Source organism: Acinetobacter amyesii (genome assembly GCF_023499985.1).
Lineage (GTDB): Bacteria > Pseudomonadota > Gammaproteobacteria > Pseudomonadales > Moraxellaceae > Acinetobacter > Acinetobacter amyesii.
On record NZ_JAMCOU010000032.1, the window covers coordinates 303,462 to 325,152 of the forward strand.

Annotated in this window: 18 protein-coding genes, 1 tRNA gene and 2 pseudogenes; 9 read left to right on the forward strand and 12 right to left on the reverse strand. The window is 40.4% G+C overall.

The window, feature by feature from the left end:
- Both carB and carA read right to left on the reverse strand, forming a co-directional pair.
- A complete protein-coding gene (gene carB / locus M5F03_RS11385) occupies positions 1–3,231 on the reverse strand; it encodes a carbamoyl-phosphate synthase large subunit (RefSeq protein WP_078192163.1) in 3,231 nt (1,076 codons plus the stop codon).
- Between the two features lie 13 nt (positions 3,232–3,244).
- Positions 3,245–4,387 carry a glutamine-hydrolyzing carbamoyl-phosphate synthase small subunit gene (gene carA, locus M5F03_RS11390; protein ID WP_078192162.1) on the reverse strand — a complete coding sequence of 381 codons (1,143 nt, stop codon included), beginning with the start codon at positions 4,385–4,387 and terminating at the stop codon, positions 3,245–3,247.
- 309 nt (positions 4,388–4,696) lie between these two features.
- Between carA and M5F03_RS11395 the strand changes: the two genes are divergently transcribed.
- The gene (locus tag M5F03_RS11395) at positions 4,697–5,182 is read left to right on the forward strand and encodes a hypothetical protein (RefSeq protein WP_249708372.1); all 486 of its coding nucleotides are present in this window, start codon (positions 4,697–4,699) and stop codon (positions 5,180–5,182) included.
- 238 nt (positions 5,183–5,420) lie between these two features.
- On the opposite strand, the gene M5F03_RS11400 is transcribed toward M5F03_RS11395, so the two are convergent.
- Positions 5,421–5,960 (reverse strand): DOMON-like domain-containing protein, encoded by a 540-nt coding sequence (locus M5F03_RS11400; RefSeq protein WP_111883891.1) that lies wholly within the window; start codon positions 5,958–5,960, stop codon positions 5,421–5,423.
- A 6-nt stretch (positions 5,961–5,966) separates the two neighbouring features.
- A complete protein-coding gene (locus M5F03_RS11405) occupies positions 5,967–6,290 on the reverse strand; it encodes a YhbY family RNA-binding protein (protein ID WP_078191340.1) in 324 nt (107 codons plus the stop codon).
- A 195-nt stretch (positions 6,291–6,485) separates the two neighbouring features.
- Between M5F03_RS11405 and rlmE the strand changes: the two genes are divergently transcribed.
- The 4 genes from rlmE to M5F03_RS11425 all read left to right on the forward strand — a co-directional run bounded on the left by rlmE (position 6,486) and on the right by M5F03_RS11425 (position 10,540).
- Positions 6,486–7,136: a 23S rRNA (uridine(2552)-2'-O)-methyltransferase RlmE gene (rlmE, locus tag M5F03_RS11410; RefSeq protein WP_078192159.1), complete on the forward strand. Its 651-nt coding sequence runs from the start codon at positions 6,486–6,488 to the stop codon at positions 7,134–7,136.
- Between the two features lie 136 nt (positions 7,137–7,272).
- Entirely contained in the window at positions 7,273–9,171 is a 1,899-nt protein-coding gene (ftsH, locus tag M5F03_RS11415) for an ATP-dependent zinc metalloprotease FtsH (RefSeq protein WP_078191443.1), read from the forward strand.
- Positions 9,172–9,283: 112 nt separating this feature from the next.
- Positions 9,284–10,138, forward strand: a complete 855-nt coding sequence (folP, locus tag M5F03_RS11420; protein WP_218946127.1) for a dihydropteroate synthase — start codon at positions 9,284–9,286, stop codon at positions 10,136–10,138.
- Positions 10,139–10,225: 87 nt separating this feature from the next.
- Positions 10,226–10,540, forward strand: coding sequence for a DUF5713 family protein (locus M5F03_RS11425; protein ID WP_078191338.1), 315 nt, complete (start codon positions 10,226–10,228; stop codon positions 10,538–10,540).
- A gap of 219 nt (positions 10,541–10,759) precedes the next feature.
- On the opposite strand, the gene M5F03_RS11430 is transcribed toward M5F03_RS11425, so the two are convergent.
- The 3 genes from M5F03_RS11430 to M5F03_RS11440 form a co-directional block, all read right to left on the reverse strand.
- Positions 10,760–11,269, reverse strand: a complete 510-nt coding sequence (locus tag M5F03_RS11430) for a hypothetical protein (protein ID WP_249708373.1) — start codon at positions 11,267–11,269, stop codon at positions 10,760–10,762.
- Positions 11,270–11,357: 88 nt separating this feature from the next.
- Positions 11,358–11,443: transfer RNA gene (locus M5F03_RS11435), tRNA-Leu, on the reverse strand.
- Positions 11,444–11,612: 169 nt separating this feature from the next.
- Positions 11,613–12,347, reverse strand: a complete 735-nt coding sequence (locus tag M5F03_RS11440) for a hypothetical protein (protein WP_180076754.1) — start codon at positions 12,345–12,347, stop codon at positions 11,613–11,615.
- A gap of 195 nt (positions 12,348–12,542) precedes the next feature.
- Here M5F03_RS11440 and M5F03_RS11445 point away from each other — a divergent pair, with 195 nt between their 5' ends.
- On the forward strand, positions 12,543–13,049 hold the full coding sequence (locus tag M5F03_RS11445) for a hypothetical protein (protein ID WP_078191335.1): 507 nt from the start codon (positions 12,543–12,545) through the stop codon (positions 13,047–13,049).
- Positions 13,050–13,142: 93 nt separating this feature from the next.
- On the opposite strand, the gene M5F03_RS11450 is transcribed toward M5F03_RS11445, so the two are convergent.
- The 4 genes from M5F03_RS11450 to M5F03_RS11465 all read right to left on the reverse strand — a co-directional run bounded on the left by M5F03_RS11450 (position 13,143) and on the right by M5F03_RS11465 (position 17,533).
- Positions 13,143–14,483 (reverse strand): CitMHS family transporter, encoded by a 1,341-nt coding sequence (locus tag M5F03_RS11450; protein WP_180132946.1) that lies wholly within the window; start codon positions 14,481–14,483, stop codon positions 13,143–13,145.
- 266 nt (positions 14,484–14,749) lie between these two features.
- On the reverse strand, positions 14,750–15,028 hold the full coding sequence (locus M5F03_RS11455; protein ID WP_078192154.1) for a hypothetical protein: 279 nt from the start codon (positions 15,026–15,028) through the stop codon (positions 14,750–14,752).
- A 54-nt stretch (positions 15,029–15,082) separates the two neighbouring features.
- Positions 15,083–16,411, reverse strand: a complete 1,329-nt coding sequence (gene paeA, locus M5F03_RS11460) for a polyamine export protein PaeA (RefSeq protein ID WP_078192153.1) — start codon at positions 16,409–16,411, stop codon at positions 15,083–15,085.
- A gap of 129 nt (positions 16,412–16,540) precedes the next feature.
- Positions 16,541–17,533, reverse strand: coding sequence for a LysR family transcriptional regulator (locus M5F03_RS11465; RefSeq protein WP_078191331.1), 993 nt, complete (start codon positions 17,531–17,533; stop codon positions 16,541–16,543).
- Positions 17,534–18,215: 682 nt separating this feature from the next.
- Here M5F03_RS11465 and M5F03_RS11470 point away from each other — a divergent pair.
- Complete coding sequence (locus tag M5F03_RS11470) at positions 18,216–19,820, forward strand: isocitrate lyase (protein ID WP_078192152.1); 1,605 nt, start codon at positions 18,216–18,218, stop codon at positions 19,818–19,820.
- A gap of 139 nt (positions 19,821–19,959) precedes the next feature.
- On the opposite strand, the gene M5F03_RS11475 is transcribed toward M5F03_RS11470, so the two are convergent.
- Positions 19,960–20,334: a diacylglycerol kinase gene (locus tag M5F03_RS11475; RefSeq protein WP_180076757.1), complete on the reverse strand. Its 375-nt coding sequence runs from the start codon at positions 20,332–20,334 to the stop codon at positions 19,960–19,962.
- Between the two features lie 372 nt (positions 20,335–20,706).
- Here M5F03_RS11475 and M5F03_RS11480 point away from each other — a divergent pair.
- Positions 20,707–21,438: pseudogene (locus tag M5F03_RS11480) on the forward strand (MBL fold metallo-hydrolase); the annotation flags it as partial.
- A gap of 132 nt (positions 21,439–21,570) precedes the next feature.
- A pseudogene (locus M5F03_RS11485) lies at positions 21,571–21,691 on the forward strand (hypothetical protein); the annotation flags it as partial.

Sequence of the window (21,691 nt, forward strand, 5' to 3'; positions counted from 1 at the left end):
TTAACCTTTAGTAAGGTCTTGTAAGCGGTATACATCCATTGGCAATTTGATTGCTAAAGCTTGGCATACTGCATCAGCACCGTTAAGGGTAGTTGTGTAATACACTTTACCTTGTAATGCAGAGCGACGGATCGAGAATGAATCTTCTTGAGCCTGTTTGCCTTCAGTTGTATTGATAATGAGGTGAACTTCGCCATTTTTCAAGCGGTCTACGATATTAGGACGGCCTTCAGTCACTTTGTTCACACGTTCACATTCAATACCAGCATCTTTAATCACATCATAAGTACCGCCAGTAGCGATGACTTTGAAGCCAAGATCTGTTAGCTGTTTCGCAATACCAACAGCACGAGGCTTGTCAGAATGACGAACAGATAAGAATGCATGTTTAACTTCGCCTTCTGTTGGTAGGCCAGGTAAACGGTCATTAGAGCCTAACACAGCTTTATAGAACGCTTCACCAAATGTTTTGCCTACACCCATCACTTCGCCTGTAGATTTCATCTCAGGGCCAAGAATTGGGTCAACACCAGGGAATTTGTTGAATGGGAACACTGCTTCTTTTACAGAGAAGTGTTCAGGAATAATCTCTGTAGTGAATCCTTGAGATTCTAAAGATTGACCAGCCATACAACGCGCAGCAACTTTCGCTAAAGATTCACCAATGCACTTAGATACGAATGGAACAGTACGTGATGCACGTGGGTTCACTTCTAGAATGTATACGTCAGTGCCTTTAACAGCAAACTGTACGTTCATTAAACCAATTACGCCAAGCTCTTTCGCCATAGCGATGGTTTGACGGCGCATTTCGTCCTGAACTTCTTTAGATAAAGAGTAAGGAGGAATAGAACATGCTGAGTCACCTGAGTGAATACCAGCTTGTTCGATGTGCTGCATGATACCGCCGATCACAACGTCTTTACCGTCAGATACGCAGTCCACGTCAACTTCAATCGCATCATCTAGGAAGTGGTCAAGAAGTACTGGCGCTTCGTTAGATGCTTGAACCGCATCACGTAAGTAACGTTTCAATTCTTCGTCGTTGTACACGATTTCCATCGCACGGCCACCAAGCACGTAAGATGGACGTACTACAAGTGGGTAGCCAACTTTAGCTGCTTCAGCCATACCTTCTTCAGCAGATTTAACGATGCTGTTGTTTGGTTGACGAAGTTGCAGACGTTGAATCATTTGTTGGAAACGTTCACGGTCTTCCGCACGGTCAATCGCGTCAGGTGATGTACCGATAATTGGCGCACCTGCTTCTTCCAAAGCACGAGCCAATTTAAGCGGAGTTTGACCACCGTACTGAACGATAATGCCTTTAGGCTTCTCGATACGTACGATTTCAAGTACATCTTCCAAAGTGATTGGTTCGAAGTACAAACGATCTGATGTGTCGTAATCCGTAGAAACCGTTTCAGGGTTACAGTTCACCATGATAGTTTCATAGCCGTCTTCACGCATTGCAAGGGCAGCGTGTACACAGCAGTAATCGAATTCGATACCTTGACCAATACGGTTAGGACCGCCACCGATGACCATGATCTTGTCGCGAGTAGACGGATTCGCTTCACATTCTTCATCGTAAGTTGAGTACATGTAAGCTGTATCAGATTCGAATTCAGCCGCACATGTATCTACACGTTTGTAAACAGGGGTCACGCCCAAGTTCCAACGGTGTTTACGGAATTGTTTTTGTGAAATACCCATCAATTTCGCAATACGAAGGTCAGATAAACCTTTGCGTTTGAACGAACGGATGTTGTCAGCGTTTAAGTCACCAAAACCTAAAGATTTGATTTTCTCTTCAGTTTTGATGATGTCTTCGATTTGGATCAAGAACCAACGGTCAATATTCGTCGCAGCGAACACTTCATCTAACGTGAAACCATGACGGAATGCATCGCCAACGTACCAAATACGCTCAGGACCAGGCACTTTAAGTTCTTGAAGGATTTTCTCTTTCGCACCTTCAGTACCCACTTCGATTTTTTCATCAAAGCCAGCAGCACCCACTTCAAGACCACGAAGCGCTTTTTGTACTGACTCTTGGAAGTTACGGCCAATTGCCATGACTTCACCCACAGATTTCATCTGTGTAGTTAAAGTTGCATCAGCTTGTGGGAATTTCTCGAAGTTGAAACGAGGAATCTTAGTCACAACATAGTCAATCGCAGGTTCGAATGATGCAGGAGTTGTACCGCCAGTGATGTCATTTTTCAATTCATCAAGGGTATAACCGACTGCCAATTTCGCTGCAATTTTTGCAATTGGGAAACCGGTTGCTTTAGATGCCAAAGCAGATGAACGAGAAACACGAGGGTTCATCTCGATCACAACCATACGGCCATCTTTCGGGTTAATACCGAACTGAACGTTCGAACCACCCGTTTCTACACCAATTTCACGAAGTACTGCTAAAGAGGCATTACGTAAAAGTTGGAATTCTTTGTCTGTTAATGTTTGTGCAGGGGCAACAGTGATTGAGTCACCTGTGTGCACGCCCATTGGGTCAAAGTTTTCAATGGTACATACAATGATACAGTTGTCGTTTTTGTCACGAACAACTTCCATTTCGTACTCTTTCCAACCAATCAATGATTCATCAATTAAAAGTTGGTGAGTAGGAGAAAGGTCGAAACCGCGTTCACAGATCTCGATAAATTCTTCTTTGTTGTATGCGATACCACCGCCTGAACCACCCATCGTAAATGATGGACGGATAATCACAGGGAAACCGAAGCGTGCTTGAATTTCTAACGCTTCTTCCATTGATTCAGCGATGTCAGCTTTTGGACATTCAAGACCAATTTTACGCATTGCTTGGTCGAAGAGTTTACGGTCTTCGGCTTTTTCAATTGCTTCTTTAGTCGCACCGATCAATTCAACATTGTATTTTTCTAAAATGCCGTGCTCATCAAGGGCGAGGGCACAGTTCAATGCAGTTTGACCACCCATTGTTGGAAGAACTGCATCTGGGCGTTCTTTCTCAATGATCGCTGCAACAGTTTGCCACGTAATCGGTTCGATATACGTTGCATCTGCCATTGCAGGGTCAGTCATAATCGTTGCAGGGTTAGAGTTAACAAGAATAACTCGGTAACCTTCTTCACGAAGCGCTTTACACGCTTGCGCGCCTGAATAGTCAAACTCACACGCCTGACCAATCACAATCGGACCAGCACCAATAATTAAGATGCTTTTAATGTCTGTACGTTTAGCCATGATGCTTCCTTAATTACTTCTTAGATGCTTCGATAAGTTCGATGAAATGATCGAACAGTGGTGCGCAGTCATGTGGACCAGGGCTTGCTTCTGGGTGACCTTGAAAACTGAACGCAGGTTTGTCTGTACGATGAATCCCTTGAAGGGTTTGGTCGAACAGCGATTTGTGCGTAGCTTTCAAGTTTGCAGGAAGAGTTTCTGCATCCACTGCGAAGCCGTGGTTTTGAGAAGTAATCATCACTGTACCATTTTCTAAGTTTTGTACAGGATGGTTAGCACCGTGGTGACCGTGAGGCATTTTCACAGTTTTTGCACCTGATGCAAGTGCAAGAATTTGGTGACCTAAGCAAATACCGAATACAGGTACATTACGTGCGTCTTCTACAATTGTTTTTACAGCTTCAATTGCATAATCACATGCTGCTGGATCGCCGGGACCGTTCGATAAGAACACGCCATCTGGATTCAGCGCAAGTACATCAGCAGCAGGAGTTTGCGCAGGCACGACAGTCAATTTACAACCGCGGTCTGCGAGCATACGTAAGATGTTGGTTTTGACACCGTAATCGTATGCTACAACATGGAATTTAAGTTCTGGTTGAGCGAAACCTTTACCAAGCGCCCAAGAGCCTTCAGTCCACTCGAAACCGGTCGGATCACAGCATTCTTTTGCAAGGTCTAAACCATTAAGACCACCAAAAGCACGTGCTTTAGCTAACGCTTCTTCTTCAGTCGCGTTTTCACCAGCAAGGATACAACCGTTTTGCGCACCTTTTGATCGCAGAATACGCGTTAATTTACGAGTATCAATATCTGCGATAGCAACAACATTGTGTTGTTTAAGGTAATCACTTAGTGATTGCTCAGCACGGAAGTTGCTATGCAATAAAGGTAGGTCACGAATGATCAATCCGTTGGCCCATACTTTATGAATTCGACCTGACTCAGCGTCTTCATCATTACAACCTGTGTTACCGATATGTGGGTAAGTTAGGGTCACAAGTTGTTGTGCATAACTTGGGTCAGTCAAAATTTCTTGATAGCCAGTCATGGCAGTGTTGAAAACGACTTCACCAGTCGTACTACCCGATGCGCCAATTGAAGTACCTTTAAAAATAGTACCATCGGCAAGGGCTAAAATTGCTGGGGTGCTCAAACCAAAGCTCCTGAAATTTAGGCTGTAAAAAAGCGAGAAGACGAAAAAAAAGGAAGGCTGCTTAAAAACCTACCCTCCTTACATCTGCTCGCTTGAACTTAACACGGCATTATACGCAGAAAGCCACTGAAAGTCCATTGTAAATATTAGGAATAAAGCAGATAAAGCGCTTGCATTTTAGAATAAAGTTTGGTTTTGCAAAATCGTAGAAAAATGTAAGCAATTAATTATTGTCAGACAAATCATAAATTAAAATTTATCAATAAGCGCTATTGTGGTTCGGTCAGCAAAAACTATAGGTACAAAGTCATGGCAACACAACAAAAACAAACAGCGGCTAAATACTCCCTGAAAGAAGTCGTTATCGAAGGTGCTGAAAAGCTTGAACAAGTTGCAAAAGAAGCGAGTGTCCAAGCCACAGAAGCGGTCACTGAAAGCAAAGAAAAGATCGGAGCAGAGGCAAAGCAGTTGAATGCCAGTGTGCAAGATCAATTGCGTCAGTTGAAGCAAGATGTGTTGAATAAACTTGATCAGCTAAAAGTTCAATTTGGTTCATCGCAAAAAGATTTTAGTGAACTCAAAGAATTTGTGAAAACTGAGTTTAATACGGTTATTGATGATCTTTCAAAACTTGGAAAAGAGCTGAAAGAAGATGTGACCCAAATTTCAGGAAAACACAAAGATCATCTAACAGAAACATTTAAGCGTTCTAAGGAACATACTTTGGAAGCGTGGAAAAAAATTTCACCAGTGAAAGCTGAAGTTACGGATCAAACCACAGATCTTAAAAGTTAATTGTGAATGACATGAATTTTAAAACGCTTAAGTTAAATCTAGTCATTCCAGGGAGCTGGATTGGGTGAGAGCGAATTAAACTTAAAGTTAACGCTATATATGCATAAGGGAGCCATTAATGGCTCCCTTATTGTGAATGGTACATTTAATTCCAAAGCAGTTATTTAAAATAAACAGGCAATAAAAAAGCAAAAGATCGTACTTTTGCTTTTTATCGAAGATCAAAACATTAAAAAGTTTAGAACTGATGTAGCCAATCACGTTTGTTGTGAAAGTCAGCATTTGGACTACTATGCTGCATGGCATAGTACTGTTCACCTTGAGGGGTTTTCAGTACAGCAGTTAGACCAATATAGAGATCTTCCCATTTAAGTTTGTACTTCAGCATAAATTCTGTCAGATCAAGACTGACATTTAAACCATAGTGCGTCCGTTTCAACTGATTCAGTTCGATATCGTAAGCAGCTTGTGGCGGCATATCTTCTGGATAGCGATATTCTTCAAACTGGTAAACCTGCCAAGCTTGTGAAGGGGAGAGGTTGATTTCACGATAAAAGTCTTCGTTGCGTACACCAATAAAAACTTCTAAGCAGGTCTGTTCCCACAAAAAATCGATTCGTGGGTGAGATGATACCAATTCAGGCCATTGAATCAGTTGGTTTGGGTCTCGAATCCAATAACCCACATTTAAAGTATATGGGCTTTGTTGTTCGATAGCACCAACGACTGATACAGCCTGAAAGCGACGATCAAAAGCGCTGAGTTCGAAACTTGCCATAAATGCTTAGTTAGACAGGTGTGCGTAGCGAACAAGGTTAGACAGTTTTGCATTTTGTTTTGCCGCTTTGCGGTAAATCAAAGCAATCTTACCAATCGTTTGAACAACTTCAGAACCTGAAACAGTCGCAATTTCAGTAATCATTGCAGCACGAGCTTCACGGTCTTCTGCCACAACTTTCACTTTAATTAACTCATGGTCGTTTAACGCACGGTTTAATTCTTCAACAACGCTTTCTGATAAGCCTTTGTCCGCAACCATTACAACTGGGTTTAGGGTGTGACCAATTTGACGTAAGCGTTTACGTTCTTGAATAGATAAAGCCGCCATAAATATAACCTAATTTTAAAAACGACCTAGTATAGCAAAATCAAAGTTGAAGCGCTGTATTTAATCGGCATTTTCTCGATGAAGATTATTGAAAAAAACATGATTTAAGATGCTTTTTAGATACACATGTCTACTGCAAAAGTGCTGAATTTCACGTACAATCAAGACTGAGAAGTTTTTTTTATTTAGAGAGTTATGGCTACCCGCATTACTAACCAGAAATTATCCAAAAGTAGTCGTGACTGGATGCGCGAGCATCTTGATGACCCCTTTGTGAAAAAAGCACAAAAGGAAGGATATCGTGCGCGTGCCGCTTATAAATTGCTTGAAATTCAAGAAAAATACAAATTGATCAAGCCAGGCATGACCGTTGTCGACTTAGGTGCTGCACCAGGTAGTTGGTCGCAAATTGCCGGTAAACTTGTTGGCGACAAAGGTTTGGTGATTGCTTCTGATATTTTACCAATGGATGCTTTACCCGATGTGACCTTCTTGCAAGGTGACTTTCGTGAACAAGAAGTGTTCGATGAATTGTTAAAAATTTTAGATGGACGTACTGTAGACGTTGTAATTTCAGATATGGCCCCCAATACATCAGGTAATAAGGCTGTAGATCAACCGCGTCAGATCTATCTTTGTGAATTAGCAATCGACTTTGCTCAAAAGGTTCTTGGACCAAATGGACAATTTGTTGTTAAAGTGTTCCAAGGTGTTGGATTTGATGAATACCGTAAGCAAGTTGTAGACACATTTGATGTGCTGAAAACAGCAAAACCGGCGGCTTCACGTGCTCGATCTAAAGAAGTGTTTTTAATCGGGCAGGGACGTAAGAAAGCTTTCAAGTAAAGTTTACTTGCCAACTCGTTAAAAATTGTGCATTTTGTACGTTTTTAAATTATTGCGAAGCTACTCTGCAGCGTAAGTATTAGAGTCACCCATGTAAATGGGATTGAACGAATTAGATAGAAATGGGAATAAAGCTTTGAGCGATCTTTTTAAGAATGCCGTGTTGTGGCTGGTTATCCTAGGCGTGCTGGTTTTAATCTTCAGCAACGTCAGTGACCGCAATCAACCGACCGCGATGAACTATTCTGAGTTCGTGGCAGCCGTAAATGCGGGTCAGATTAAACAAGTCACCATTGATGGCGAAAGAATTCGTGGCGAAAAATCAAACGGTTCTGAGTTTGAAAGTATCCGTCCTGCGGTTCAAGATCCTGAACTTATGCCGAACCTAATCAAGAACAATGTTGTTGTTGAAGGTACAGCGCCACAGCGTCAAAGTATTTTGATGCAACTTCTGATTGCAAGTTTCCCTGTTCTTTTAATCATTCTGTTATTCATGTTCTTTATGCGCAACATGGGTGGTGGAGCTGGTGGTAAGAATGGCCCAATGAGTTTTGGTAAGTCAAAAGCAAAAATGCTTTCTGAAGACCAAATCAAAGTGACATTTACTGATGTTGCGGGCTGTGATGAAGCTAAACAAGAAGTTGTTGAAATCGTTGACTTCCTAAAAGATCCATCTAAGTTCAAACGACTTGGTGCAAGCATTCCGAAAGGTGTGCTTATGGTTGGTCCTCCGGGTACGGGTAAAACTTTACTTGCTAAAGCGATTGCGGGTGAAGCGAAAGTACCGTTCTTTAGTATTTCGGGTTCTGACTTTGTTGAAATGTTCGTGGGTGTGGGTGCGTCTCGTGTCCGTGACATGTTTGAACAAGCAAAGCGTCATGCGCCATGTATCATTTTCATCGATGAGATCGATGCTGTTGGTCGTCACCGTGGTTCAGGTACAGGCGGTGGTAATGATGAGCGTGAGCAAACTTTAAACCAAATGTTGGTTGAGATGGATGGTTTTGAAGGCAACGAAGGTATTATCGTCATTGCTGCAACAAACCGTGCTGACGTATTGGATAAAGCTTTACTTCGTCCGGGTCGTTTTGACCGTCAAGTGATGGTATCTCTACCGGATATTAAAGGTCGTGAGCAAATCCTGAATGTACATTTGAAAAAGTTACCTTCTGTGACTGGTGTAGATGTTAAAGTCTTGGCGCGTGGTACACCGGGCTTCTCGGGTGCTCAGTTGGCTAACCTTGTAAACGAAGCGGCACTGTTTGCTGCACGTCGTAACAAGAACACGGTCGATATGCATGACTTTGAAGATGCAAAAGACAAGCTTTACATGGGTCCTGAACGTAAATCGATGGTGATTCGTGAAGAAGAACGTCGTGCGACGGCTTATCATGAAGCTGGTCATGCGATTGTTGCTGAAATCTTGCCGGGTACAGACCCTGTGCATAAAGTGACAATTATGCCGCGTGGTTGGGCACTGGGTGTGACTTGGCAGTTGCCTGAACATGACCAAACCAGCCATTACAAAGACAAAATGTTGAATGAACTTTCAATTTTGTTTGGTGGTCGTATTGCAGAAGAAGTCTTCATTAACCAAATGTCGACTGGTGCTTCAAATGACTTTGAACGTGCAACGAAAATGGCACGAGCAATGGTTACTAAATACGGTATGTCCGATAAAATGGGCGTCATGGTTTACGAAGATGATTCACAGCAGTCATTCATGGGTGGTTTAGGAAGTCGTGTGATTTCTGAAGCAACGCAGCTTGAAGTTGACCGTGAAGTTCGCCGCATTTTAGATGAACAATATAAAGTTGCACGCGATATTCTTGAAAATAACAAAGATATCGCACATGCCATGGTGAAAGCATTGCTTGAATGGGAAACCATTGATCGTGATCAAATCCGTGACATTATGGAAGGTCGTGAACCTCAACCACCAAAAGTGTACATCGCTGAAAATCCAGTGATTGATGTTACACCAACGGATGGTCCAGATGTTCCACCACCATTACCGTCATTGCCAAAAGCATAAAATTTTAAAACCACCTTCGGGTGGTTTTTTTATATAAAAATAAATGCATGTGAGCGCAATGCTGAGCAAACTTAGCGTTAAAATAAGCGCAGCAAAATCTGGGATGTGTAATATGAAGTTGGTGTCTTTGCCTAATAAAATTTTAAACTGTGGTAATTTGCAATTAGATTTGTCAGAGCCACATGTGATGGGGATTTTAAATGTCACACCGGACTCTTTTAGTGATGGTGGCAAACATAATGGTAAAGACCAAGCTATAGCACATGCCTTACAAATGATTGCTGATGGCGCGACAGTGATTGATGTCGGTGGTGAGTCAACACGTCCAGGCGCATCTGTTGTTGAGGTTGAAGAGGAAATTCGACGGGTCGTACCCGTCGTTGAAGCCTTATCCAAACACAATGTGGTGATTTCTATTGATACCTCACAACCTGAGGTGATTGAGGCAGCGGTTCAGGCAGGTGCGCATATCTGGAATGATGTACGTGCATTAACTCGGCCGAATGCCTTAGAAACCGCTGCAAAACTGGATATTCCAGTGATCATTATGCATATGCGCGGCGAACCCACCACGATGAATAATCTAGATCAGTATCAAGATGTTGTGGCTGATGTCATTGATGAATTAAAGCAACGCGTGCAAAATGCATTGGACGCAGGCGTGCGTGCAGAAAATATTATGATTGATCCGGGTTTTGGTTTTGCTAAAAATGCGCAGCAAAACTTAAAACTTTTACAGCAATTCTATCAATTGAATGACATGGGCTATCCGATCCTGTCAGCATTATCTCGTAAGCGTTTTATCGGTGAAGCACTTGGCGGTGCAGATGCACAAAATCGCGCTGTAGGCTCGGTTGCAGCGCATCTACTCAGCATTCAACAAGGTGCATGTATGGTTCGCGCACATGACGTCAAAGCGACGGTAGATGCGATACGTGTTTGGCAAGCCATGCAGAATGCAGTGTGATTTGAAAATACTGAATCCCAATAAATTTGGTGAATTGTAGTATTTGTGTTATATAAGCGCCCTGAATGTTTTGTGATAGAGTTTTGTATGTTTGCAGATTTACTGCTACCCATGTTTGATGATGAATATTACCCAGATGTGTTGGTTGCAGAGGTGAAGTTATTGGTTGTTCAATTTGCGAAGAAAATTGCAAAAGCAGATTTAAGTTCAACTGATATCTACCATTTTGCCAATGAAACGGTTGCACAGCTCAATAAGATGAAACCTCAATTTGAAGATTTAGATTCGTCTTTGGATGATACTGCTGCAGATTATATTGCAGAAGCCATGATGATGGTGCTGCAAGATGAAGGCCATATGGATATTGAAATGGAAGAGTTGGTTGCTAACCGAGAATGGTAATTGAACTTTAAAAAAAGCCCTGTAGTGACAGGGCTTTTTTGTGTCTAGGGATTTAAAAAATTATTTAGCTTTGTCTATAAAATCTTTAAAGGATGATTTGATCGATGCTGATAGTTTCTGTTCTTCTTGCATGGCTTGTAAGTGTAGGGCGTAGAAATACGTTTGATGCTCTTTTTGTTTTAAGGATTGTTGATAAGACCAAAATGCCAGTTGGCGAAGCTATTGTAGTTTTACTCGTTCAATGGCACTGCTATCACGTTTATAAAACAATTCAGTAAATACACATAAAAAAAGACTGAAAAAAAGTCCACAGAGACTGATGAGGTTTAATACATCTGTTTGTAGATATTTAAAGTTAGTAGCGAGGATAAGTGTGAATCCCCCAAGGAGATACAGCTGTATTTGCAGACGTTGAACTGCAAACTTACTGCTAAAACGTGCTTGATAATGTGCATACCAAACATAGCAATAGATCAAAGGAAGAATAATCAATACACCAAGATTGAACGCCATTTTGGGGACGTGAATTGAAAGTGCCGTTGAAAGTATATGCCCAAGTGCGGCGCTGCCAAGTGAGATAAAAAGTATCAGGCAAAAGCTAAAGATTAAAACGGGTGCAGTGGGCGTTAGATTGATAATTTTGAAATGCGCAAACAGCAGCCGTTGATAAAAGGCATCGGGATGCTTGAGTTGTAGTGTAGGGAGATCAAAATCTGAAGATATTGGCATTGAATAATAATAGATTTATAAATTTTAGGCATAAAAAAACCAGCAAATTGCTGGATCTTTTATTGCACCAATCTTAAAAGTATAAGAATGGTGCCCGAGGCCAGACTCGAACTGGCACGCTTTGTGGGCGGGGGATTTTAAATCCCCTGTGTCTACCGATTTCACCACTCGGGCATGTGCGCAATAATAGAGGACGAAATGGACCTTGGCAAGTGTATTTGATGGTGTTTGTTTTAAAATCAATCAATTCATGCATATAAGTTGAAAATATTCAAAAATATTGATGTATTGAATGACATTTTGAGCAGTGAATTAAAGTTTTTTTCACTACACCAAAGTCAACTTATTTCATTAACTCATCAAGATAATGTTCAACATTTTGGTGCTTTAGCTTTTTACATAGCTGATTTTCCTGATGTAGCATTTGTATGTGCAAATTTTGGAACTGTGTAAAGCGCTCAGATAACTGTTTATGATTTGCTTGATTTGGATTGCTGAGTGTTAAACGTAATTTTGCTTTAAGCATTTGTTTATACGACCAATAAGCAATACGACGTGTCTCTTGCAGAAAATAGTATTCTTGGGTGTTACTTCCACCTTTGAATAGATTTTCTTTATAAAAACGCACAAAGCCGAAACTCATGGCGAAAAAGAACAATACAGATTGAACGAAGGTGCTTTGTAAAAAGGCGATATTGAGTAATTGTAATAAAATCACGATCGCAAGTCTGAATGGCGTATTCTTCAAACTTTGATACAGGGACATTGAACTGTGTTTGATTTGCTTGATGACTAAGGGCACAACCAGCATGAAAAACAGCATAATACTCAGTACAGCAATACCATGAGCTCGAAACTCACTCATATCAGGAAAATACAGTTGCACTGCATGACCAATACTCATGCTCAAAGAAATAAAAATTATCGCCGCCAAAACCCAAGGAATGAGTTCTTTGAGTTCGTCTAAAATGCCTTGAGTTTTCAGTTGGCTATAAAATAAATAATTATGTTTAAAGGCTGCTGGATATTGCTGTTTCAGTTGTTGAAGGTAAAGCGCAGCCTGTTTCTTTTGAGTCATATTGTGACGTTAATATTAAAGCGTGAAAATAATATAGTTGATTTCGATATTTTTAACAGAACTTTTTTCTAAATCATGTTGTATATCTGAACATTATAAGAGAAATCGCAATTTCTATAGTGAAGGTCGCAGTTTTCATCCTTCTTTTATGCGAAAATACATACTTATTGAATATTAAGTTTTTATAGGCAGTTTATGACTGATCATTCTCCTGAAACATTAAGCGATATCGAAATTCTAGACATTCTTCAGTCGATGAAATCAGATGTTTTAAATACTGAAGCAAATGAAGTGATTCGTAGTGGGGGGAAAGCTGGTCGTCAAGAGGCTCATAAACAAGCTTTGGTGAAATTAAATCAAGCATTTGAAGATAAATTTGTTGAAGCTGTGACTCTGGCTTTAGGCTTAAATGAAGGCCAAAGTAAAAAAATTCGCTATAAGAAAGACCGTATCCGTATTTTGAAAGTTCGTGGAATTGATTATTTAGCGATTGATGGTGCTGAAACTGCACAAGTATTGTCACAAGTTGCACAAGCAATTGTACGTGAAGACGCAACGGTGACTCATGACCTGCATAATATTTTCCCATTTTGGAAAGAAGGCTGGCCAATGGTGCAATTCGACAATGTTTATAAAATTTTAGAAGATGATATTCGCATTCATTATGAAGCAGTTCTAGAAGCATTAATTTCAAAGCATTAATTACTACAAATGAACCTGTGAGTGTAAAGCACTGGCTAGTTCTATTGTTAAGCATAAAAAAGCACCTGATGGTGCTTTTTTATCTTTAAAATTTTAAGTTAAGCTCGAATAAAACGGAAACATTCCAAAGATTAGACCCGCGGCTAACATGACAAAACACGTGATCACAGCCCAGATAATGGTAAATTTCTGATGTTGTCCAAACTCGATACCCGCAAGTCCACAGAGTAAATAGGTCGAAGGGACAAGTGGAGAGAGTAGGTGTACAGGTTGCCCTACGATGGAGGCACGTGCCATTTCTACAGGTGCAATTCCATAATGAGCTGCTGCATCTGAAAGAATTGGCAAAACCCCAAAATAGAAAGCATCATTCGACATAAAGAAAGTCATCGGCATACTGATGACAGCGGTAATCGGTGCTAAATAGGGACCCATACTTTGAGGGATAATCGCCACAAGCTCTTTTGACATGGCTTCTACCATACCTGTTCCGGCTAAAATTCCCGTAAAAATACCTGCAGCAAAAATAATACCGACCACGTTTAAAGCACTACCTGCATGGTGTGCGATTAACTTTTTTTGCAAGTCGACATTTTTGTAGTTGACGACTAGCGCAATACATAAAGCCACCATGAATAAAATAGGCATAGGTAAAATACTAAAAACCAGACAAATCATCAGAACGACGGTTAACAGTGCATTAAACCAACGTAGATCTGCGCGGTTGGCTTCTGGATTATCGGAGATTTGAATGTTTTCACCATGACTGATATCCAATTGGACAATTCCCAGACGCTTTCTTTCCATTCGACCATACATGGTTCCCAAAAAGTACAACCAGCCGATGGCAAATAGCATCGGTAAAACCATCGGAACAAAAACATCACTTGGGTCGACATGAAGTGCGCTGGCGGCGCGGGCTGTAGGCCCACCCCAAGGTGTAAGATTCATAATTCCACTAGAGAGCATAATCAAACATGCCATAATCAGTGGGCTCATACCTAAGCGCTTATAGAGTGGCAGCATGGCCGCAACACAGATCATATATGTTGTAGAACCATCTCCATCCAAAGAGACAATTAACGTCAGGGTAATGGTTCCAAGAACGACTTTTAAGGGATCACCTTTGACCATTTTTAAAATAAATTTCACCGAAGGGTCGAACAATCCGGTATCAATCATGATGGCAAAATACAGAATCGCAAAAAGCAGCATGATGCCAGTCGGTGCAAGTTTTTTTACACCTTCAATCATCATGTCGCCAATTTCATTTATTTGTATGTGTGACAAGCTGTCAAAATAAAAACCAAGTAACCACGCAATCAAGGCAAAAAGTAGGGGAATTAAAGTCAGTGCGACAAGTGGGCTTAAGCGTTTCGACATGATCAAATACATAAAGCACAAGATCATGCCCAAACCGAGTACGGTTAACATGGTTCATTCCTTTGAAATATAAAGCTGTTTTTAAATCCAAGGGCAGAGCATAAAGAGAAATTTCATCAGTCAAAACAAAGGTGGGAAAATGTGAAATACATCACTATTTTGATGAAAAATAGTCATTAATAATGAAGGTATTAAGGAGGGGTAGTTTTTCGATTTATTTTAATTTTTATTCAAAAAAAGTGGTCTGTTTACATATATTCAACATCTGTAGAGAACTGTAAGTGCGTGTAGATCCAGTTTGATCACAATAAGTGCGCTTAAGCAAAAATAGACAGTAGCGTCCGAATCGGCCAACTAAAAAATCGGAACCAAAAAATTAAGGGATTATAAAAAAAAAGACCAAAACGCATGGTTTCGTCATATTGTTGTCTGCCACGTTCATAAGGATAAGGTGTTAAAAACCAAGCAGTGACGATCAGTGCAACACCGAGCAATAGAAATAAAGGTTGCGGATGAGCTTTGAAAAAATAATAGACTAAATAAGCCCCAGTATAAAAACTAAAGCAAGTCAAAATCGCTTTAAGTGAAAAAGACATCTTCGTATTCCATCGTATTTATATTTTATTGTTTTAGAAAAAAGAAGAATCGAATTAATCCGATTCTTCTGGTGTATCAAGTTCAGTTTCAGCCTGTTGTAAGCGGGTCACTAATAATTGGTCAATTTTAAAGTGGTCTACATCCACAACTTCAAATTTGTAGCCATGATAAGTAACAAAGTCAGCTGGACGTGGAATTTTACGTAGTTTAAACATCATAAAGCCCGCAAGGGTTTCATAGTTTTCTTCATCGGGCATTTCATCTAAAGCGAGGGCATGCTTTAAATCTTCAATTGGTGTACTGCCATCGATAAGCCAAGAATCTGCATCACGTTTAATAATTTGTTGTTCTGCTTCAATCGGTGTTACCCAGTCGCCCATCACGGTAATCATAATGTCGGAGAGGGTAATAACGCCGACAACCAACGCGTATTCGTTAATTACTACGGCAAATTTTTCTTTGGTTGAACGAAAGCGATCGAGTAATTCAGACAGTGTTAATGTATCTGGAATCGTGAGGACATTACGAATAGTATTTTCATTGAGCTGTAGAAGTGACTGATTGTTGAGGATACGAACCAAAATATCTTTGGCATCCACATAGCCAATCACGTCATCAATATTTTCACTACAGACCAAAAACTTCGAATACGGAAATTCAGCGAGTTTTTGACGAATACTGGCTTCTGATTCTTTTAGGGTAAAGTACACCACGTTTTCACGTGTAGTCATACTTGAAGGGACGTTACGTTCTTCCAGCTCAAATACGTTTTCAATAAAGTGGTGTTCTTGCTTTTGAAGTACACCAGCTTGAGCACCGGCATCCATCACGGCTGAAATGTCGTCAAAGGTAATATTGTCATCACGTGTTGTGTTCACTTTGAATAAACGAAACAACAAATTGGCAATGGCATTAATCACCCACGCCATTGGCTTACACACCTTAATAAAGATTTGAATCGGGTCAACAACAGCAACGGCAATTTTTTCAGGTGCGATCATCGCCAAACGTTTTGGCATCAAATCAGCAAATAGAATGAATAAGGATGTGACTAAAGTAAACGACAGGGTGAAACCGATAGTTTCAGTCCACGGGCCCTGATAAAAACGAGTGACTAAGCTAATGAAGTAAGGACGAAAAGCACCTTCACCCAAAATACCGCCAAGAATTGCCACAGCATTTAAGCCAATTTGTGATGCGGCGAAAAAGTCTGCTGAGTTGGCTTGTAAGTCAAGCACACGTTGTGCACGTGAATCTCCAGATTCAGCCAAAATTTTAAGTTTTACTTTTCGTGCACCCGCAAGGGCAATTTCTGTTAATGAAAGAAAACCCGCACCGACGATCAGGAGAATAATAATGACAATATTTTGGAAAAGGCTCACGAATACACCTGTTTGTGATTCATTCTATTTTTCTGTATTTCTAACACAAAAATGGGCAAGGTAGTAGTCTTAACTACTACCTATATAGTGACAGTATACGTTTGAATTAATAAGGAATTAAAGAATTAATTACTGATACTGTGAAAACTGAGAGTTATTCATTAAGTATTCGCGGTTTTCTTCTTCAATCATTTGACGTGCAACATACAATATAAGTTGACGTAACCAGCGATGAGCAGGGTGATGATGAAGTAATGGACACCAAGCCATTTTTAATTCAAATTCAGGAATATAGAATGGTGGATCGCGAAGTAACAGGTTTTGACTTTTGGCTTGAAGGCGAGCGATACGGCTTGGCAGAGTCGCAACCAAATCAACATTCGAGGCCAATAAGCCAGGCATTTGATAATGACGAGTAAAAACTGAAATTTTACGTTTTTGGCCAATACGTTCTAGAGCCTGATCAATCCAACCTAGACCCGCTTGTTTTTCAGGATTGACACCAAAACCGACACCCATACCTGTTTTAGATACCCAAATGTGTTGTGCATCTAGATAGCTTTTCAGGTTTAAATTATTTGCAGCAGGATGCTTGGCATTTAAAAGGCATGAAAAACTGTCACGCCAGACCAAAACTTGGTGGAAACTTTGCGGAATTTCATTAAAGCGGTTAATCGCCAAGTCGACTTTACCTTGTTCCATATCTCGATAAGACACATCACTAGGCGTTAAAAAGTCCAGAACCACATTTGGCGCTTCTGAGCGCAAAGCTTTTACGAGGCGCGGCACCAGTGTTGCTTCAGCATAATCTGAAGTCATGATGCGGAAGACACGATTTGAAGTGTAAGGTCGGAACTCGGTACGGGGTTCCAAAATCATCGAAAGGTCAGAAAGTGCATCACGGATACGTGGCTGTAATTCAAGCGCACGTTCAGTAGGTGTCATACCTTCTGAAGAACGAATAAGAAGTGGATCATTAAATAAGTTGCGTAGACGACGTAAAATATTACTCATCGCAGGCTGAGTTACACCCAATTGCTCGGCAGCACGAGTCACATTTTTTTCACGAAGAAGTACATCAAGATAAATTAATAGATTGAGATCGACCCGCTCCAGATTCATAAAATAAATACCGACAATAAAATCATGAAATTTATCTGATTATGCCATAACTACTAAGGCTTGTGTAAAAAATGGATGAAAAAATGACGTGTACTTTTGTACTAAAATTTGGCAGTTTTAAGACAAATTTGTTGAAGTCGTAGCACATACTTCTTAAATACTTATTACCTGTTTAGACCGATATTTTTAAGTGAATGAAATAAAAATACGGGGCAATCTTGTTTATGCGATGTGATGTTCATAAAACAAAAAATTAGATGAAATATCTCATTTACATGATCATTTGAAGACGGAATAACCGAGTATTTAGCTCGGTAAATTTGGGCAAAAATGGCGTAAAAAATGTTGTTTTTTTTTAAAGTGAATGCTCAGTCGACTTAAGTCTAATGAAGAATAATTCATCAAAATGTTTGAAAAATAGACAAAAAATTCAGCAAAATAAATTAATAAAAGTATTTAAATACAAGTACTTATATATATTGGTTAATTATTATAATACGACTTTAATCTACATATTTTTTAAATAAATACCGAAAATTAATGCAGAATATTGGATTAATTTTTTTAGTCAATCTACTCTGTGTCTATCGCAACGAAGTGTTCTAAATCTGAACAATCATTCGAGGGTATGATTTTAGCCTTACGTTGCAGAAAAATCCTAATATTATTACAGGAACATATCATGTCTACATACTTAACAGCGATTGATGCAATCCGTGAATTAAAAGCAAAATTCGGAAGCACTTGGCGCGATATTAGCCCAGAAGATGCTGCACGTATGCAAATGCAAAACCGTTTCAAAACTGGTTTAGACATTGCGAAATATACAGCTGCAATTATGCGTCGTGATATGGCTGCTTATGATGCTGATTCTAGCAAATACACTCAATCATTAGGTTGCTGGCACGGTTTTATCGCACAACAAAAAATGATTGCGAACAAAAAATACTTCGGTACAACTGAACGTCGTTATATCTACCTTTCTGGTTGGATGGTTGCAGCTCTTCGTTCAGAATTCGGTCCACTTCCTGACCAATCTATGCACGAAAAAACTTCAGTTCCTGCATTGATCGAAGAAATCTACACTTTCCTTCGCCAAGCTGATGCGAAAGAATTAAACGACTTATTCCGTGCGCTTAAAAAAGCAAACGAAGCAGGTGATACTGCTAAAGCTGCAGAAATCACTGCTCAAATCGACAACTTCCAAACTCACGTTGTGCCAATTATTGCGGACATCGACGCTGGTTTCGGTAACGAAGAAGCGACTTACTTACTAGCTAAGAAAATGATCGAAGCGGGTGCTTGTGCACTACAAATCGAAAACCAAGTATCTGACGCTAAACAATGTGGTCACCAAGCTGGTAAAGTTACAGTTCCACACGAAGACTTCATCGCGAAAATCCACGCTCTTCGCTATGCATTCTTAGAAATGGGTCTTGATGACGGTATCATCGTTGCTCGTACTGACTCTGAAGGCGCTGACTTGACTCAAAAAATCCCAGTGGTTAAAGAGCCAGGCGACATCGCTTCTCAATACATCAGCTACTTAGACACAACTGAAATTGACATTTCAGAAGCTCAAGAAGACGAAATCCTAATCAAGCGTAACGGTAAACTTCACCGTCCAAAACGTCTTGCTTCTGGCTTGTATCAGTTCCGTCCAGACACGCAAATCGACCGCGTTGTACTTGACTGTGTATCTAGCCTTCAAAATGGTGCTGACCTTCTTTGGATCGAAACTGCGACTCCAAACGTTGAAGAAATTGCTCACATGGTTAACCGTGTACGTGAAGTTGTTCCAAATGCGAAACTTGTTTATAACAACTCTCCATCATTCAACTGGACATTAAACTTCCGTCAACAAGCGTACGATCGTTGGGTTGCTGAAGGTAAAGACGTATCTGCATACGACCGCGCTAAATTAATGAGCGCTGAGTACGATAACTCTGAATTAGCTGCTGAAGCTGACGAAAAAGTTCGTACATTCCAAGCAGATGCTTCTCGTGAAGCGGGTGTGTTCCATCACTTAATTACACTTCCGACTTACCACACAGCTGCGCTTTCTACACATGAACTTGCTCAAGGTTACTTCGGTTCTGAAGGTATGTTGGCTTATGTTGCTGGCGTACAACGTAAAGAAATCCGCGGTGGTATTGCATGTGTGAAACACCAAGCAATGGCTGGTTCAGACATCGGTGACGACCACAAAGAAATCTTCGCTGGTGACAACGCGCTTAAAGCGGGTGACGATGCGAAAAACACAATGAACCAATTCGCTGCTCACTAAGCATTGAACTGATTCGAAAAAAGCCCAGCGAAAGCTGGGTTTTTTTATGGCTTTAAAATCTTCTTAAATCCATTTATTGAAGTGTGTCGATATAAAAAAGCAGGGCATAACCCTGCAAATATAATGAGACCCCCTTTATTTAGGGCCAAAGGATAATTAACCAAGTAAAAAAAATAATTGCTAAAGCGACAAATTGAGCGGCACTTCCCATATCTTTGGCAATTTTAGAAAGTGGATGCTTGTCTAGAGATACCCGGTCGACCACGGCTTCAATGGCAGAGTTAAATAACTCAACAATCAAGGCAAATAAACACACCACTACCATAAGGGCATGTTCAACACGACTCACATCGAGTAAGCAACTGGTGGGAATAAGCACAATATTCATCCAGACAATTTGTCGAAATGCAGCTTCATTTTGATAAGCAGCTTTGAATCCGTCGAGGGAATATTGCGTTGCATTAAAAATTCGTTTAAGTCCAGATTTACCTTTAAACGGGGAAATTTCACTCATAGCACTGTACAGACGTATAGATTTAAAAACTGGCGAAAATATAGCATGCCAAGCTTAAAGTTTTCTTGCATTCAGTTTTTATTTTATTGAGCATTAAAGTTTAGGATGATTTACATAAGCCTGTATTAAGTTAGTGCTATGTTTATCCAGTATTAGACTTAAAATTTGCCTGAATTTCAGGCACAATACAGGCGTTTAAAATTTTTAATTTTGAAGCCTTTGCTTCATTGCATGAAATAATAAAAGTGATATAGGTCAACAATGAAAAACTTTAGTTTTGCTGTGCTTGCAGCAACACTTTTAACCAGCCAGTTTGTCAGTGCAGAGCCGGCAGTTATTCAAACGGAAATCAAAACGAATGTGACACAGCCCATGGGATTTTATCCTTTCCAAGTGGGTGCATATAAAGTCATTGCTTTAAAAGATGGGACACTCGAATTAAGTCCTGATTTGTTTAAACAAAATTTAACTCCAGAAGAAGTCAGTGCCTTATTTCAAAAGCTTGCGGTTGATCAGAGTAAAGGTATACAAACCAGTGTCAATGCCTATCTGATTGATGATGGACAAGGCGGCATCAGTCTTGTCGATAGTGGTGCAGCCAGTTGTTTTGGACCAAACTTAGGTTCTATTGCACAAAACATTGAAGCGGCCGGCTATAAGCTTAATCGTGTACGCAGTGTTTTCTTAACCCATTTACATCCAGATCATGCATGTGGCATTGCGAAACAAGGTAAGGCCGTGTTTCCAAATGCAACGATTTACGTCAATGAACAAGAAAGTCAGTATTGGTTAAGTGAAAGCACCGTCAACACTTTAGCTGCCGAAAAACGTGACGGTTATTTAGCAACCGTTGCAAAAATTAAAGCTGCGATTGCGCCTTATCAGACCATGCGGAGTTTTAAGACTTTTAGCGTTGGTTCTGTGATTAATGGATTAGAAGTACTACCGAGTGTTGGGCATACACCAGGGCATTATTCTTTTATCTTAAAGTCGCAAGCTAAAAGTTTTGCTATCCTCGGCGATGTGGTTCATTCCTATCATTTACAGTTTGAACAACCCAAGTTATCTGTTGATTTTGATGTCGATCCGGTCAAAGCCAGTGAAACTCGTTTAGCAATTTTTAAACGTTTTGCTCAAGAGCAAACCTTCGTTGCATTTGCACATTTACCATTTCCGGGTATTGGTAAAATTAGTGAAATAAATGATGGTCAGTTCCGTTGGAACCCGCTAAATTTAGCTCCGACAGCTCCGACAGCTCCGACAGCTCCGACAGCTCCGACAGCTCCGACAGCTCCGACAGCTCCGACAGCTCCGACAGCTCCGACAGCTCCGACAGCTCCGACAGCTCCGACAGCTC

Bases quoted from the DNA above. Each gene is read 5' to 3' on its own strand.
- carB (WP_078192163.1), bottom strand. From the start codon at position 3,231: ATGGCTAAACGTACAGACATTAAAAGCATCTTAATTATTGGTGCTGGT.
- M5F03_RS11395 (WP_249708372.1), top strand. From the start codon at position 4,697: ATGGCAACACAACAAAAACAAACAGCGGCTAAATACTCCCTGAAAGAA.
- M5F03_RS11400 (WP_111883891.1), bottom strand. From the start codon at position 5,960: ATGGCAAGTTTCGAACTCAGCGCTTTTGATCGTCGCTTTCAGGCTGTA.
- M5F03_RS11405 (WP_078191340.1), bottom strand. From the start codon at position 6,290: ATGGCGGCTTTATCTATTCAAGAACGTAAACGCTTACGTCAAATTGGT.
- rlmE (WP_078192159.1), top strand. From the start codon at position 6,486: ATGGCTACCCGCATTACTAACCAGAAATTATCCAAAAGTAGTCGTGAC.
- folP (WP_218946127.1), top strand. From the start codon at position 9,284: ATGAAGTTGGTGTCTTTGCCTAATAAAATTTTAAACTGTGGTAATTTG.
- M5F03_RS11425 (WP_078191338.1), top strand. From the start codon at position 10,226: ATGTTTGCAGATTTACTGCTACCCATGTTTGATGATGAATATTACCCA.
- M5F03_RS11430 (WP_249708373.1), bottom strand. From the start codon at position 11,269: ATGCCAATATCTTCAGATTTTGATCTCCCTACACTACAACTCAAGCAT.
- M5F03_RS11440 (WP_180076754.1), bottom strand. From the start codon at position 12,347: ATGACTCAAAAGAAACAGGCTGCGCTTTACCTTCAACAACTGAAACAG.
- M5F03_RS11445 (WP_078191335.1), top strand. From the start codon at position 12,543: ATGACTGATCATTCTCCTGAAACATTAAGCGATATCGAAATTCTAGAC.
- M5F03_RS11450 (WP_180132946.1), bottom strand. From the start codon at position 14,483: ATGTTAACCGTACTCGGTTTGGGCATGATCTTGTGCTTTATGTATTTG.
- M5F03_RS11455 (WP_078192154.1), bottom strand. From the start codon at position 15,028: ATGTCTTTTTCACTTAAAGCGATTTTGACTTGCTTTAGTTTTTATACT.
- M5F03_RS11465 (WP_078191331.1), bottom strand. From the start codon at position 17,533: ATGAATCTGGAGCGGGTCGATCTCAATCTATTAATTTATCTTGATGTA.
- M5F03_RS11470 (WP_078192152.1), top strand. From the start codon at position 18,216: ATGTCTACATACTTAACAGCGATTGATGCAATCCGTGAATTAAAAGCA.
- M5F03_RS11475 (WP_180076757.1), bottom strand. From the start codon at position 20,334: ATGAGTGAAATTTCCCCGTTTAAAGGTAAATCTGGACTTAAACGAATT.